At 73.7% G+C, this 15,145-nt stretch carries 10 protein-coding genes; 4 read left to right on the top strand and 6 right to left on the bottom strand.

Going from position 1 to position 15,145, the window contains the following annotated elements:
- Positions 1 to 19: 19 nt before the first annotated feature.
- Positions 20 to 1,180 (bottom strand): P1 family peptidase, encoded by a 1,161-nt coding sequence (locus tag ABD883_RS09425; RefSeq protein WP_345031623.1) that lies wholly within the window; start codon positions 1,178 to 1,180, stop codon positions 20 to 22.
- The gene (locus ABD883_RS09430; protein ID WP_295687583.1) at positions 1,177 to 2,703 is read right to left on the bottom strand and encodes an aminopeptidase P family protein; all 1,527 of its coding nucleotides are present in this window, start codon (positions 2,701 to 2,703) and stop codon (positions 1,177 to 1,179) included. Before ABD883_RS09430 ends, ABD883_RS09425 begins: the two co-directional genes overlap by 4 nt.
- A gap of 108 nt (positions 2,704 to 2,811) precedes the next feature.
- Between ABD883_RS09430 and ABD883_RS09435 the strand changes: the two genes are divergently transcribed.
- On the top strand, positions 2,812 to 3,657 hold the full coding sequence (locus ABD883_RS09435) for a PHP domain-containing protein (protein WP_137319375.1): 846 nt from the start codon (positions 2,812 to 2,814) through the stop codon (positions 3,655 to 3,657).
- 92 nt (positions 3,658 to 3,749) lie between these two features.
- On the opposite strand, the gene ABD883_RS09440 is transcribed toward ABD883_RS09435, so the two are convergent.
- Positions 3,750 to 5,258, bottom strand: a complete 1,509-nt coding sequence (locus ABD883_RS09440; protein WP_137319376.1) for a DEAD/DEAH box helicase — start codon at positions 5,256 to 5,258, stop codon at positions 3,750 to 3,752.
- Between the two features lie 68 nt (positions 5,259 to 5,326).
- Here ABD883_RS09440 and ABD883_RS09445 point away from each other — a divergent pair, with 68 nt between their 5' ends.
- A complete protein-coding gene (locus tag ABD883_RS09445) occupies positions 5,327 to 5,959 on the top strand; it encodes a ferritin-like fold-containing protein (RefSeq protein WP_247425302.1) in 633 nt (210 codons plus the stop codon).
- Between the two features lie 26 nt (positions 5,960 to 5,985).
- Here ABD883_RS09445 and ABD883_RS09450 read toward each other — a convergent pair whose 3' ends face one another.
- Complete coding sequence (locus ABD883_RS09450; protein WP_137319378.1) at positions 5,986 to 6,210, bottom strand: DUF3107 domain-containing protein; 225 nt, start codon at positions 6,208 to 6,210, stop codon at positions 5,986 to 5,988.
- Between the two features lie 66 nt (positions 6,211 to 6,276).
- Entirely contained in the window at positions 6,277 to 6,915 is a 639-nt protein-coding gene (locus ABD883_RS09455; RefSeq protein ID WP_295689489.1) for a TetR/AcrR family transcriptional regulator, read from the bottom strand.
- A gap of 199 nt (positions 6,916 to 7,114) precedes the next feature.
- Between ABD883_RS09455 and ABD883_RS09460 the strand changes: the two genes are divergently transcribed.
- Positions 7,115 to 10,411 (top strand): UrvD/REP family ATP-dependent DNA helicase, encoded by a 3,297-nt coding sequence (locus ABD883_RS09460; RefSeq protein ID WP_295689490.1) that lies wholly within the window; start codon positions 7,115 to 7,117, stop codon positions 10,409 to 10,411.
- Positions 10,408 to 13,893, top strand: a complete 3,486-nt coding sequence (locus ABD883_RS09465) for an ATP-dependent helicase (protein WP_295689491.1) — start codon at positions 10,408 to 10,410, stop codon at positions 13,891 to 13,893. The genes ABD883_RS09460 and ABD883_RS09465 overlap by 4 nt, the downstream gene beginning before the upstream one ends.
- On the opposite strand, the gene ABD883_RS09470 is transcribed toward ABD883_RS09465, so the two are convergent.
- A complete protein-coding gene (locus tag ABD883_RS09470; protein WP_295689492.1) occupies positions 13,871 to 15,145 on the bottom strand; it encodes a phosphotransferase in 1,275 nt (424 codons plus the stop codon). The two genes, ABD883_RS09465 and ABD883_RS09470, sit on opposite strands and share 23 nt — an antisense overlap.

A 15,145-nucleotide genomic window follows, 5' to 3' on the forward strand; every position in this document is an offset into this window, starting at 1 on the left:
GTCCGACGCGGGGGCGACCTCAGGGGAGTGCGCGCCAGGCCTCCGCGGTCGTCGGGTCGACCTCGACGAGCGCCGGGGGAGCGGGCACGCCGGCGGCGGTGACACGGCCGGGCACGGTGTCCGGTTCGGCGCTGAGCACCGCGTCGACGATCGCGGCCGACAGGACGTCAGCGGCGGCGATGTTGAGCTCGACGAGCGCGGCGGCCTCCGGATCGTCGAGCGCGCGCTCACCCGTGGCGAGCGCGAACACCGCGTCGCCGTCGAACAAGGTGTGCGAGGGGTGGATCGCCCGCGCCAGGCCGGCGTGGGCCGACTGCGCCAGGCGTGTCGTCTGCGCGGCGTCGAGGCGGGCATCGGTGACGATGCACGCGATCGTCGTATTGCGGGCGCCGGCGTTCTCCCCGCCGCCGTTCCCGGTGCTGCCACCGGGATCCCCGCCCCCATCGCCGCCACCGGGATCCCCGGTCCCGCCGTGGAACTCCGTGAACCGTGCGCGCAGGCCGTGCGCCTGCGGCACGCCGATGCCGTAGCGGGCGAGCACCGAGGCGCAGTGGAGCCGACCTGCGGGGTCGAGGACGCCTCCCATCGGGTTCGCGACGACGAGCGCGGCGACAGTGTGCCCGGCGGGGGTCGTGATCGACGCCTGCCCGAGGCCGCCGCGCAGCAGTCCGCGCCCGGTCCAGGCGCCGACGCCGGCGCCCACGGAGCCGCGCAGGTGCGGCTGCTCGGCACGGGCGTCGCCGTAGGCGGCCAGGCCGTCCTCCTCGACCGGCGGAGCGGCCGGCTCGCCGCCGCGCCCGAGGTCGAAGATCCCGGCGGCCGGCACGATCGGCACGGTGACGCCGGGCAGCCCGGGGGCGGGGAAGCCGCGGCCGTCGGCACGAAGCCCGCGCTGCACCCCGTGGGCGGCGACGAGCCCGAACGCGCTGCCGCCGGTGAGGACGACGGCGTCGGCGCCGTAGCCGAGCGTGCCGGGGGAGAGGATGTCGGTCTCGTGGCTCGCCGGTCCGCCGCCGCGCACGTCGACCCCGGCGAGGGTGCCGGGCGGGGGCACGATCACGGTGGTCCCGGTGAGCCGGCCCTCCCCGGTGCGCGCGGTGTGGCCGAGCGCGACCCCGGCGACCTCGAGGACGCCGCGCCCGCGGCGCAGCGTGCCCAGGGGGAGATCGGGGGAGCTCATTGCGCGCCCTGCACCCAGGCCTCGACCTCGGCGCGGGTGCGGGGGAACCCTGCGGACAGGTTCTCCACCCCGTCCGCGGTGACGAGGACGTCGTCCTCGATCCGCACGCCGATCCCGCGGAACTCCTCGGGCACGAGCATGTCCGCGGCCTTGAAGTACAGACCCGGTTCGATGGTGAACACCATGCCCTCGCGCAGCTCGGCCCCGAGGTACATCTCCGCGCGCGCCTGCGCGCAGTCGTGGACGTCGAGACCGAGGTGGTGGCTGGTGCCGTGGACCATCCACCGGCGGTGCTGCTGCCCGGTCGGGGCGAGCGCCTCCTCCGGGCTCACCGGCAGCAGGCCGAAGTCCGCGAGCCGGTGGGCGATGACCCGCATCGCGGCGTCGTGGACCTCGCCGAAGCGCACCGTCCGGTGGACGTGTTCGGCGGCGACGGCGAACGCGGCATCGGCGGCCTCGAGGACCGCGTCGTAGATCCGGGCCTGCACCGGGGTGAAGGTGCCCGACACCGGCAGGGTGCGGGTGACGTCGGCGGTGTAGAGCGAATCGGCCTCCGCCCCGGCATCGACGAGCACGAGGTCTCCGGGGGCCACCGCGCCGGTGTTCTTGATCCAGTGGAGGGTGCAGGCGTGATCGCCTGCCGCGGCGATGGTGTCGTACCCGACGCCGTTGCCGTCGGCGCGCGCGGCGAGCGCGAAGGCCGTCTCGATGACCCGCTCGCCGCGGGTGTGGGCGAGCGCGCGCGGCAGGCTCGCGACCACGGAGTCGAAGCCGGCGCGGGTGATGTCGACGGCACGGCGGAGCTCGCCGATCTCGTACTCGTCCTTGATGAGACGCATCTCGGAGAGGTGCTGGGCGAGCTCGTCGTCGCCGGCGCGGGAGACCTCGAGGTCCGCGGCGACCTGGGTGCGGGCGGTCTCGATCTGCGCCTCGACCACGGTGTCCGCCCCGCGCAGCAGGCGCACCGACACGGAGCCGAGGTCCTTGGCGATCGCCTCGGGCGCCTCGCGGATGTCACGGCAGGCGATGCCGAGCTTCGCCTCCATCGTCGGCAGGTCCTCGCGCGGACCCACCCAGTACTCGCCGTAGCGGGCGTCGGAGAAGAACTCCTCGGTGTCCGCGCCGGCCCGGGGCCGGAAGTAGAAGGTCTGCTCGTGGCCGTCGTCGGTGGGCTCGAACACGAGCACCGAATCGGGCTCGGAGTCGGTCTCGAGGCCGGTGAGGTGGATGAAGGCGGAATGGGCGCGGAAGACGTAGTCGGTGTCGTTCGAGCGCACCTTGAGATTGCCGGCCGGGATCACCAGGCGTTCGCCCGGGAAACGGGCCGAGACCGCCGCACGCCGCGCCGGCGTCCAGGCGGATGCGGGCAGGGGCGTCGGGTCGCCGGCGCTCGTGCGGTCCCAGCCGGAGGCGATGAAGTCGCGGAAGGCCGCCGACTGCGGGCGGCGGGAGCGGGTGTTGACGCGCTCCTCGAGCGGCGGGTCGGACGGGGCGGCGGCGGGTGCGGATTCCTTGGTCGTCATGTCTCCAGTCTAGGGGTGGGGGAGACGTTCGGGTCCAGGGGTGAAATCACCGGTCAGAGGCGGGAGGGCGGAGCGACGGGCCGTGCGGACAGCCCTACAATCGGAGTCATGGCGATCGACCTCCACACCCATTCGCGCTTCTCCGACGGCACTCAGAGCCCGACCGCGCTCGTCGAGGAGGCCGCGGAGCTCGGGGTCGCCGTGCTCGGCCTCACCGACCACGACACCACCGCCGGCTGGGACGAGGCGGTGCGCGCCGCGCAGGCCGCCGGGATCGCACTCGTGCGCGGGATGGAGGTCTCCTGCCGGTACGACGGGATCAGCGTCCACCTGCTGAGCTACCTCCACGACCCGGCCGCCGCCGAGCTCACCGCGGCCGTCGCCGACGCCCGCCGGGCGCGCCTCGACCGGACCCGCACGATGGTCGAGCGGCTCGCCGAGGACTTCCCGCTGTCCTGGGAATCCGTGCTCGAGCAGGCCGGTGCCGAGGCGACGATCGGCCGCCCCCACATCGCCGATGCGCTCGTCACCGCCGGCATCGTCGGGGACCGCTCGGCGGCCTTCGCCGGGCTGCTGTCCTCCCATTCGAAGTACTACGTGTCGCTGCCGACGATCTCCCCGATCGAGGCGATCCGGATGGTCCACGAGGCCGGGGGCGCGGCCGTGTTCGCCCACCCGCGGGCGTCGCTGCGCGGCCGCACGGTGCCCGACGCCGGGGTGCGCGCGATGGTCGAGGCGGGTCTCGACGGGCTCGAGGTCGACCACCGCGACAATCCGCCGAGCGCGCGCGTGGCGCTGCGGGCGACCGCCGAGGCGCACGGCCTGCTCGTCACCGGCTCGAGCGACTATCACGGCACCGGCAAACCCAACCGGCTCGCCGAGCACACGACGGACCCGGAGATGCTCGAGCGGCTCGTCGCGGTGACCTCGGGCGTGCCGCTCATCGACGCCTGAATGCCGGAGGGCCGGTGATCCGTGGGGATCACCGGCCCGGTGCGCGGTGCTGTGCTGACGATGCTGCGCCCGCAGGGGAGCGGCGCGGGCGCTCAGCCCTCGCGGCCGCCCTCGGCGCGCGAAGCACGGCCCTGCGGCTTGCCGCGGCGGGTGCGCCGGCGGTTGCGGCGCGGACGGTCCCCGCTGCCGGCGGAGTCGCCGGAGCGCTCGGCGCCGGCTCGACCGCCGTCGCGCGAGCGATCGCCGCGACCCTCGGAGGAACGACGCCGGGAGCCGCTGCGGCGGGGCACCTCGGCCCCGGTCTCCCCGTCGACCTCCTGGCCGGCGGCGGGCTTGCGGCGACGCAGTCGGCCCTTGGTGCCCGCCGGGATCCTGAGGTCCTCGTAGAAGTGCGGGGAGGTCGAGTAGGTCTCCACCGGCTCGTCGAGTCCGAGGTCGAGCGCCTTGCTGATGAGGCGCCAGCGCGGCATGTCGTCCCAGTCGACGAAGGTCACCGCGATGCCGGTGTTGCCGGCGCGACCGGTGCGGCCGATCCGGTGGACGTAGGTCTTCTCGTCGTCGGGGCACTGGTAGTTGATGACGTGGGTGACGTCGTCGATGTCGATGCCGCGGGCGGCGACATCGGTGGCGACGAGCACGTCGACCTTGTGCTCGCGGAACGCCTTGAGGGCGCGCTCGCGCATCTGCTGGTTGAGGTCGCCGTGGAGCGGCCGCGCGTTGAAGCCGCGGTCGACGAGCTCCTCGGCCAGCCGGTCGGCCGTGCGCTTGGTGCGCGCGAAGATGATCGTGCGCTCCCGGCCCTCGGCCTGGAGCAGGCGGGCGACCATCTCGCTCTTGTCCATCGCGTGCGCCCGGTAGACGTACTGCTTGGTGTTCTTCGCCGTCTTCGTGTGGTCGTCGGGATCCTGCGCCCGGATGTGGGTGGGCCGGTTCATGTAGCGGCGGGCGAGCGAGATCACCGGACCGGGCATGGTGGCGGAGAACAGCATCGTCTGGCGGTGCGCGGGCAGCGCGTCGACGATCCGTTCGACGTCGGGCAGGAATCCCAGGTCGAGCATCTCGTCGGCCTCGTCGAACACCGCGGTGTTGACCCGGTCGAGGCGCAGCGCGCGGCGGCCGTAGAGGTCGAGCAGGCGGCCCGGGGTGCCGACGACGACGTCGACGCCGGCGCGGAGCGCGGCGAGCTGGGGGTCGAAGTCCTTGCCGCCGTAGATCGTGATGATCGACAGGTTCCGCTTCGTCGAGGCGGTGCGCAGGTCCTCGGCGACCTGCTGCGCGAGCTCACGGGTGGGGACGACGACGAGGGCCTGCGGGGCGCGGCCTTCGATCTGGGTGGCGCCTTCGTCGGGGCCGACGGCGCGCTGGAGCAGCGGGATGCCGAAGCCCAGGGTCTTGCCGGTGCCGGTCTTCGCCTGCCCGATGATGTCCGCGCCGGTGAGCGCGACGGGCAGGGTGAGCGCCTGGATGGGGAAGGGGGTGGTGATGCCGGACTCGGCCAGTGCGGCCACGATCGGTTCGGCGACCCCGAGGTCGGCGAAGGTCTGCTCCGGGGGAGTCTCGACGTCCTCGACGTCGATGGTCTCGGCTGCGATCTCTGTCATTGCTGTGCTCCTCACGGTGCTCCCGCAGGAGCACGTTCTGTCATGGTGCGTCGCGGTAGGCTGTCCGCATGTCTGCTGCCGCCCTGCCCGCCGACGTCCGGTCGACCACCCTGGCGATCCTCGCGTTCGGGGAGCTCACGTCGGTCGAACGCGCCGCCGCCGATGCGCAGGCGGCCCCGAGCATCCGGGACCGGGTCGATCTCATCGCCGTCGCGGGCGTCGCCCTGAGCCACTACGAGGCGCTCGCCGCTCGCGTCGAGGCGCTCGGCGGGGACATCGCGGAACTCATGGAGGGCGTCGAACCGTCGTTCACCGCGCTGCGGGAACGCACCCGGCCGCGTGATTGGTACGAAAGCCTCATGAAGGGGTACGTCTTCGACGGGATCAACAGAGATTTCTATCGCGCGGCCCTGGTCAATCTCGATGAGACGAGCGAACGGGTGGCCACTGCCGTACTCGATGATACACGGCAGGCCGATCACCTCCGCAGCCGGCTGGCCCGCGCCATCGCCGAGCAGCCGGAGCTGTCCTCCCGGTTGGCGCTGTGGGGGCGGCGGCTCGTCGGGGAGGCGCTCGTGCGCGGCCGGCACCTCATCACGGCCTTCGACCTCGCGGTCGACGACGAGGCCGTCTCGGCGATCGCGCAGCGGGTGATGACGAATCACTCGCGCAGGATGGCCGCGCTCGACCTCGTCGCCTGACCGGAGCTCACGCCCGGGGCGACGTCTCAGCCCACCCCGAACCCGACGCGGCGCTGCTGCTCCTCGCCGGTCTCCACGTAGGCGAGGGCGGCGGCGGGCACGAAGACCTGCCGACCCTTGGCGTCCGCGAGGCTGAGCATGCCACCGTCCTGCAGAGCCGCCTTCACCTGTTCGTTGACCTCGTCGGCCGTCGCGGTGCTCTCGAGCACGAGTTCGCGGGGGGCGTTCTGCACGCCGATCCTGATCTCCATGGGTCTCCTTCGTCGATTTCGGCGCAGCCGGTCGGCTCCACGCTCGGGGGTGGGTCCGGGACCACTCTAGTCCGCGGGAACGGGAGCGGCGGAGCCCCCTCCGGCCTCGGCCTCCTCGGAGTCGGACAGCGAGCCCACGCCGTTCCACAGCACTCCGGAGATCAGATGGGCGGCGGCGTCGGCCTCGAACTCGGCGGTCTCCGCGAGCTGGAGCGCGGCGGCCTCGGCCATGCTCGTGATCGCGACGGCGAGGAGCTTCGCCTCGGCGGTCGTGGCGGCGGACTCGCGCTCGATGAGCTCGGCGATCCACATCGCGGCCCGATCGGTCGAGCTGCTCGCACGTTTGACCGCGCCGGGCTCATAGGAATCGGCGCGGGCGATGATGAGGAACTCCGACCGATGATCGGTGACGAAAGAGAAGTAGGCCGAGATCGCCGCGGCCACTCGCTCCTCGTTGTCATCGCTCGAGTGCAGCGCCTCGGTGAGCACGGAATCGAAGACCGCGTTGGCGGCATCGATCACGGCGAGGTAGAGGGACTGCTTCGAGTCGAAGTGCTGGTAGAGGACCGGCTTCGAGACCCCGGCGGCGATCGCGACGGCATCCATCGAAGCCGTGCGGTATCCCGAGCGGGAGAAGACCTCGGTGGCCACTGCGACCAGCTGGTCCCGACGCTGGGCCTGGGGCATTCTCTGAGATTTCGTCATCCTCTCAGTTTATCGCCAGAATCGCTGACCCAAAGGCAAATGTCCAGACCAGAGAGTACAAGTCGTGGAGATCACACCCGTGTCCGTGCCGCGTGATGGAATGGGCGGCATGGGAACGAGCAGGGGAACATCACCGTCGGGCACACCCTCGGAAGCGCAGGCCGACGCACCGGCCGATGCAAGGCCAAGGCCGGACGCATTGCCGAGCGCGCCGGGAGCGGCTGCCGGGAGCGGCGCGGACCCCGCGGCGCTCGCCGCCGCGCTGGCCGCCGGGCAGGCGGTCAGCGTCGTCGGCGCTCCCGGGACCGGGAAGACCGCGCTGCTCCTCGCCGTCCACGCCCGGCTCGCGGCGCTGCCGGGGACGGGGCCGGACGACACGCTCGTGCTGACCCCCACCCGGGACCACGCCACGGATCTGCGCGACCGGATCGCACTCGACCCTGAGCGGGTGCGCACGGCCCCGGCCGCCCGGAGCATCCACTCGCTCGCTTTCGGGATCGTGTCCGCCCACGCCGCGGTGCGTGACGGCGCCGGCACGAAGTTCGTGTCCGGGCCGGACCAGGATGCGCTGCTCGCCGCGCTCCTCGAGGGATACGAGGAGGGCCGGGCGGCACCGCCGGCGTGGCCCGCCCACATGACCGCCGAGGTGCGCCGCACCGCGGGCTTCCGCGACGAGCTCCGCGAAGTGCTCAACCGGGTGATGGAGCGCGGCTTCGCGCCCGCGGACGTGCTCGACGCGGCACAGGCGGCCCGTCGCCCCGAGTGGACCGCCGTCGCCCAGGTCCTGCAGGACTACGAGGACCAGCTCGCGGTGCCGGTGTTCGGCGGTGTCGACACCGCCGCCGTCCTCGCCGAGGCCGCGGCGGTGCTGCGGGAGGAGCGCGACGCCGGCACCGTCGCCGGTCGGCGGTGGAGCTTCTCCGGTGAGATCGTCCCGCGCTATGTGCTCGTCGACGCGGCGCAGGACCTCCCCGACGCCGCCGTCGCGGTCCTCAGCGGGCTGCGTGACCTCGGCACTCGGATCGCCGTCGCCGCCTCCCCGGACACCGGCACCCAGGGCTTCCGGGGCGGCTCGGGCTCCGTCGTCGCCGCGGTGACCGCCCACGGCGCCCCGGCGATCGCCGGACCCGCGGGCCATCGGCCGATCGTCCTCGAGGCCGCGGCCGGGCACGTGCGCGGCGCCGGGGCGATCGCCGCGGTGTCCCAGGACTTCGCGCGGCGGATCTCCACGGACCTCGCGCGCGGCCACGTCCCGCGCGCGGCGGCTGACGCACCGGACGGGGGCTCCCGCGTGCGGGTGGCGCTCTCCCGCTCCGCGGCGGAGCAGTCACGCACCGTGGCCGCACTGCTGCGCGCGTGGTTCCACGACGTCGGGACGGATTGGTCCGACATCGCCGTCATCGGACGCACCTCCGGCACCGCGGCCGCACTCCGGCAGGAGCTCGGGCACCTCGGGATCCCGGTCGGCGCCGTCGAGCTCCCGCTGCGCACCGACCCGGCCACCGCCCCGCTGCTCCGGGCCCTCACCGTCGATCTCGGGGACCCGGACGCCCTCGACGGGCTCGTGCGCGAACTCCTCACCGGTCCGTATCTCGGCGTCGATCCGGTCGCGCTGCGCGGACTCGAGCGGGAGGCCGCCGTCCTCCTGTCACGGCATGCGGGTGGCGCTCCGGACGATGGCGGGGAACGTTCCGCACCGCACCGCTCCGTGCTCGTGCGCGCCCTGCAGGAGCTGCCGCCGGCGCAGCTGCCCGACACGCTGCGGACCCTCGCGACGGTCCTCGACACCGCCGCGGATTCCGCCGACGCAGACGCGCACACCGCGGTGTGGCGGCTCTGGCAGGCCACCGGGGTCGCCCGGGCGTGGCGGGCGCGGGCGCTCAGCAGCCCCGGTGACCCGATCAACGACCGCCTCGACGCGGTCCTGCGCCTGATCTCCCTGGCGGAGAAGCTGGGGGACGACCTCGCGGACCGGGAGTCGCTGCGGGCGCGGTCCTTCGCCGCCCTCGTCGCCGACCAGGAGTTCGCGCAGGATTCGCTCGCCGCCCGCCGCACGCAGGCTGCTGTGGCAGTCGACTCACCGGCGGCACTGGCCCACCGGAGCTTCTCCCGGGTCGTCGTCGTCGACGTCGACGAGGGGCAGTGGCCCGACCCCCGTGTGCGCGGCTCGATGTTCGCCACCGAGGCCCTCCTGCTCGGCCTCACCGGAGGAGAGCCCGACCCGGACCCGGGCGCGGAGTACGCCCGCCGGCGCCGTGCGACGATCGTCGACGAGGGCCGGCTGTTCCTCAGCGCGATCACCCGCGCCGCCGACGAACTCGTCGTCATGGCTCTCGAGGACGGCGACACGTCGCCGAGCGCGTTCTTCGATACCGTGGCTGCCCACCCCGCGGTGGAGGAGCTCACCGCTCCCACCGCTCCTCTCGATGACGGCCCGGATGCCGGTGCGGACATGGGCGGGGGCGGCAGTGCCGTATCGGACCTCCTCCCGGTGAGCGCGCGCCAGGCCGCCGCCCGCGCCCGCAGCCGCTTCGTGGCAGCGGCGGATTCCGGCGCGGACACCGAGGAGTGGGCGGACCTCCTCCACGCGCTCGCCGCGCACGGCGTGGCGGAGGCCGCCCCGGAGAACTGGACGGCCTGGCAGGAGGTGACGACGTCGACCCCGCTGCTCGGGCCGGACGACGAAGCCAGGATCTCCCCCTCCACCGCGGAGGACTTCACCTCCTGCGCCCTGCGCTGGTTCCTCACCCGGCACGGGGGGCGCACCGCGAGCTCGCGGGCGCAGAGCCTCGGCACCCTCATCCATGCGATCGCCGAAGCCTACCCCCGTGGCGGCTTCGCGGACATGATCGCGGACTTCGACGAGGGGTTCGCCGAGATCGCGTTCGATGCCGCATGGGAGCGCGACCGCGAGTACGCGACCGGGCGGCGCATGGTGGAGAACCTCGACCGGTACCTGCGCGAGTCGTTCGAGCAGCGCCCGGGTCTCGAGGTCGCCGTGGAGGTGGGCGTCGACGCCGCGGCCCCACAGGGCGCCCCGGGTGCGCCCTGGCGGATCACCGGCCGGATCGACCGGCTCGAGATCATCCCCGGGCGTGCGGGTGCCCCGGACGGTGTGCGCCCGGTCGACTTCAAGACCGGGAAGACCATCGTGTCCCGAGCCGACGGCACCACGCACCCGCAGCTCGGGGTCTACCAGTTCGCGCTGCGGGCGGGGGGTACGGAGCGCGCCGACGGCACCCGCGTCGACGGCGAGCCCGCCGGGGCGGAGCTCGTCTACCTGCGCAACACCAAGCCGACCACCCGGGAGCAGCCGGCGCTCGGCGACGCCGCGGACCCCGCCTGGGCGGAGACCCTCGTCGGAGGCATCGCCGAGGGCATGCGCTCGGCGCGCTTCGTCGCCACCCCGAGTCCGGACATCTGCCGCAGCTGTCCGGTGAGATCATCGTGCCCGGCCTTCGCCGGCGCACCAGTTGCAGGAGCCGATGACGCATGAGCCCCACCGCACCGCGCTACACCGCCCTCCGACTCGCCGAGATCATCGGCGTCGAACCGCCCACCGAGGAGCAGCAGCGGATCATCGAGGGCCCGCTCGACACCGCCGTCGTCATCGCCGGAGCGGGCTCGGGCAAGACCACCGTCATCGCCCAGCGCGTCGTCTACCTCGTGGCCAACGGGATCGTCGACGCGGAGTCGATCCTCGGCCTCACCTTCACGCGGAAGGCCGTGGGGGAGCTCAACGAGAGGATCCGCCGGCTGCTCCACCGTTTCCGGGCGGCGGAGGGCGACCGGCGCGGCGCCACGGACCTGCCCGGGCTCGACGTCCCCACCGTGACGACGTACAACTCCTTCGCCGCCGGGATCGTGTCCGACCACGGGGTGCGGATCGGCGTCGAACCGGAGTCCCGACTGCTCGACATCGCCGACGCGATGGAGCTCGCCGGCGCCGTGGTCGACGCCGCGACGGACCGGGAGATCCCCCCGAACGTCGCCCGCTCGACGGCCATCGACCAGATCCTGGGCCTCTCCTCCCAGATCAACGAGCACCTGCAGACCCCGGAAGCGGTGATCGACCACCTCGACGACTGCCTCGATGCGTTCCTCACCGGGGAGTCCTTCACCGCGCATCTCGACGCCATCCGCCGGAAGAGGATCCCCAAGGAGGAGAAGGAGCAGCTCGTCGACGAGGCGGAGGCGCTCGCAGCCCGCGCCGGGCTCGGCGAGGTCCCCGCCGGTCCGCGCAGCCGGGCGCGCACAGCGGATCCCGCGCGCCTCGAGCTCATCGATCTGCTCGCCGGGGGCGGCCTCGGCCCGGACACCGTCCTCCCGCTCGCCCACAAGCGCCGGGTCGCGGTCCTCGCCCGCCGCTATCTCGATCTCAAGCGCGCCGGCTCGGCCATGGAGTTCTCCGACCAGGTGGCCTTCGCCCACCGGATCATGACCGAGGTGCCGGCCGTGCGCGGCATCGAGCGCGCGCGCTGGAGCGTCGTCATGCTCGACGAGTACCAGGACACCTCGGACTCCCAGTTCGAGCTGCTCCGCACCGTGTTCGCCGGCCTGCCCGTGATGGCGGTGGGCGACCCCCGGCAGTCGATCTACGGCTGGCGCGGGGCGAGCGCGCGCAACATCGGGGAGTTCCCGCTCCACTTCCGCTCCCCGGACGGCACACCCGCCCGTTCGCTCACGCTGAGCACGAGCTGGCGCAACGACGTCGACGTCCTCGCTGTGGCGAACCGGCTCGCCGCCGCGCTGCCCGACGCTGACCCGGACGACGCGCTCACCGCACGACCTGGCGCCGGACCCGGTCGCGTCGACATCTCCGCCACCCCCGGTGATCCCGATCCGGAGTACGGCTCCGACCAGTGGGCCGGGCTCGCGCAGTGGTTGGTGGAGATCGGGAAGGAGACGCCTACCCGGACGCGGGCGGTGCTGTGCCGCAAGCGCAGCCAGTTCCCCCCCGTCGCCCACGCGCTCACCGCCGCCGGGCTCGACGTCCACATCGCCGGATCCACCGGTATGCTCGACGACCCCTTCGTCGCAGACGCGCACAGCGCCCTCCAGGCGCTCGTCGACCCCGGTGCCGGCGACCACCTCATGCGGCTCCTCAGCGGTACGGTCTGCGGGCTCGGTGTATCCGACATCGCCGCCCTCGACCGCTTCACCCGACACCGCAGCCGCCGCCTCCGGGAGCGGCTGTCGCCCGCCGGGCCCGAGGCCGTCGGAGCTCCGGGCCCGGGAGGTGCCGGCGACGCGGAACCGGCGCCGGAGATCGAGGACATCACCCTCGTCGAGGGCATCGACGACCTCCTCACCACCGGCGCGCAGGCTGATGCCCGGGCCACCGGGCTGTCTCCGGCGGCACTGCGCAGGATCACCCGGCTCGCCGCAGCCCTGCGCACCCTGCGGCGGTCGACGACGACGATCCCCGGGCTCGTCCGCGAGGTCATCCGCGAGCTCGACATCGACACCGAGGTCGACGCGCTGCCCGCCGCCGCGGCTCAGGTGCACCGCGCCTCGCTCGACGCCTTCGTCTCCCTCGCCCTCGACTACTCCGCCCAGCACCCGGAGGGCACCGTGCGCACCTTCCTCGACTGGGTCACGGTGCTCGAGTCGAAGGACGCGCTCGCGAACCCGGAGAGCGAGCCGGACCCGACGGCGGTCACGGTGATGACGATCCACTCCTCCAAAGGCCTCGAGTTCGACGCGGTCGCGATCCCCGACTGCGTGGTGGGCGACCTGCCGACCGGGCTCCGGGAGACGAAGGGGTGGCTCGCCCCCGGGGCACTGCCCTACCCCCTGCGCGGCGACCAGGCGAAGCTGCCGCCACTCGATCTGCTGGCCCACGGTGGCTCCTCACCCGCGGAATTCAAGGAGTGGCTCGCGACGAACGTCCGACCGCGGCTCGAGGAGCACCACCTCATCGAGGAGCGCAGGCTCGCCTACGTCGCAGTGACCCGGGCCAAGGCCCGCCTGTGGCTCGGCGGTGCTCTGCACACGACCCGCACGAAACCCAATGAGTTCTCCCCGTTCCTCCACGAGGCGATGGAGGTGCTCGGCCACGACGAGAGCGAGCTGCCGGAGGCCGAGGATCCCGGCGAGCGCGCGACCGCCGCGACCACCGGCATCCCGTGGCCGGTCGTCGACACCGCGCGCCTCGAGAAGCAGCGCGCCCACCTCGACCTGCTGGACGCGCGCCGGGCGGAGCACCCCGACCTGCAGTCCCTCGCGGAATCCGCTGCGGACCCGGAGGTCAGGGCGCTCGCCGCTCGGGTGATCGCGCTCGACGAGGCCCGGACCGCAGGCGGCGCAGACTTCGCCGTCCCCGCGCGCCTGTCGACGACGGGGATCGTCGCGTTCCTCGACGATCCCGCCGGGTTCGCCGCGAGCACGCGCCGCCCGATGCCCTACGCCCCGAACGAGGCCACCGGCCTGGGCACGGCCTTCCACACCTGGGTGGAGAACTACTACGGGCAGGCCGCGCTCGGCGATGTCGACGTCGACCCGGCGGTCGCCGCGCTGTCCGGCGCGGCCCGGCGGCGGCTGGCCGAGCTCACCGAGGTATTCGTGGCCTCGGAGTTCGCCCGCCTCGAGCCGGCGGAGATCGAGCTCCCCTTCGAGCTCGTGCTCGAGCGGGCCGACGGCCCCGCCATCCACGTGCCCGGCAAGATCGATGCGGTGTTCCGCACCCCTGAGGGTCTGCGGGTGGTCGACTGGAAGACGGCGCGGGCGCCCGGGGAGGAGCAGCTCGGGACCATGGCGGTCCAGCTGTCCGTCTACGCCCTCGCGCTGTCCCGGATGCCGGAGTACGCCGGACTCCCGATCGACGCGGCCTTCTACTTCCTCGGCAGCGACCGGGTGGTGCGCGCTCCACGCCTGCTCGGGGCCGCGGAGCTCGTCGCCGCCCTCGAATCCGGCGCCGACGACCTCGCGCAGCAGGGACGGGAGGGCGGCGGGGTCAGCGGTCCTCGGGGCCGGTGATCCGCTCCGTCGGGACTGCCGAGGCCGACTCCTCGTCGATGTCGTGCGTCACCGGTGCGGTGGGACGGAAGACGTCGCCGGCGCGCACCGCGGTGCGACGCGGGGCCGGGGGAGAGGTGGTGGCCGCGGGGTCGGCTCCGGTGTCTGCGCCCGTACCGGACAGAGGCTCGGGCCCGGGCACGGGCTTCGGTTCGGGCCCGGTCGCGTCTGCGGGCTGCTCGGCCGCGGCGCCCGGCTCCGTGATCGCCTCTGCCGACTGCTCGCCAGGGGGTGCCGCGGGCGCAGCGCCCTGCGCATCCTCGGGGCCCGTGCCGCCGTAGGGGCCGGGATGCCCCTCGGCCGGTGCATCGGTGAGCTCGGCGAGCGAGGCGAGGAGCGCGACGGCATCGGCGATCTCGCCGTCGTCGCCGCCCCGGCGGGCCTCGAGGAGCCAGTCGAGGGCGGTGAGCTCCGAGCGGAGCTCGACCCGTGTGCGCAGGCCCGGGTCCGGGCCTGCGCGGTGACCGCGGTAGACGGTGAAGAACTCCTCGACCGCATCGGGGTGCAGGAGTGCGGTGACGGCGGCGAGGTCGGTGGCCGGGTCGCCGATGTGCAGCCGCCCCAGGTCGGTGACCGCGGCGATCCGGCCACCCTCGGTGCGCAGTGCGTCCTCCGACAGGCCGCCGTGGACGGCACACGGGAAGAAGCGCCAGGTCGCGACATTCTCCAGGGCGGTCTCCCAGCGCGAGAGCAGGACGGAGGGCACCTGGCCGGTGGCGGCTCCGGCGTCGAGCGCATCGAGGAGGCGCTGCCGCTCCTCGGCGCTGTCGAGCACGGCGAGGCCGGAGTCCGCGATGTCCCCGGGGTCGGCATTGTGGAGCTCGGCGAGGAACTCCGCGAGCGCCGTCACGAGGGCGGGGGAGTCGGCGAAGGCGACGGTGGAGGCCGGCGTGCCCGGCAGGGGTGCGCACACCCGGATCTCCTCCCCGCGGGAGTCGAACTGCTCAGCGGGCACCGCGAGCCGCCCCAGGATCTGCGGGAAGGTCACCGAGGTGCCCGGCAGCAGCCCGCGGAGCAGTGCGGCGGCGTACTCCTCCGCATCGGCTCCCTCCGCGCCTGCGCTCGGCACGAGGACGGCGACGACGGAGCGCTCGCCGTCGGACACGAGCACGCGGTGGCCGCGCGGGTCGTCGAGCGCGAGCCACGACTGCGGTTCGAACCCGTCGAGGATTCCGGCGGTGGCGGCAGCGATCTTGAGGTCGAGAGTCTCCAC

This window comes from Brevibacterium pityocampae, assembly GCF_039541555.1.
Classification (GTDB): Bacteria; Actinomycetota; Actinomycetes; order Actinomycetales; family Brevibacteriaceae; genus Brevibacterium; species Brevibacterium pityocampae.